Origin of the sequence: Motilimonas sp. 1_MG-2023, assembly GCF_030547455.1 — a bacterium.
Classification (GTDB): domain Bacteria; phylum Pseudomonadota; class Gammaproteobacteria; order Enterobacterales; family CBDFNC01; genus Motilimonas.
This window is the reverse complement of record NZ_JAUOPX010000244.1, coordinates 1-243: the sequence shown is the minus strand read 5'-3', so window position 1 is coordinate 243 and position 243 is coordinate 1. Positions and strand designations below refer to the sequence as shown.

The following is a 243-nucleotide window of genomic DNA, read 5'->3' as shown; positions in this document are numbered from 1 at the left end:
TCATGGGCTTTATCGGTGGAACCTCTGAACGTCCTGCACTCATTTCTCAAAAAGTAGCAGATGCTTTTTTAAATCGCTTACTAGATGCGATTGATCAGCCAAGACCTAAAACCTTATTCGAACCAGGTGAAGTGGTTCGCGTTACTGAGGGTCCATTTGCTGACTTTAACGGTGTGGTTGAAGAAGTCGATTATGATAAGACCCGCGTTAAAGTGTCGGTACTTATTTTCGGTCGCTCAACAC

Annotated in this window: 1 protein-coding gene; it reads left to right on the top strand. The window is 44.0% G+C overall.

Translation table 11 applies throughout. From position 1 onward, the window contains the following. Positions 1 to 243 (top strand): KOW motif-containing protein (locus Q4519_RS22035; protein WP_303516115.1); only part of this gene is annotated, 243 nt, incomplete at both ends.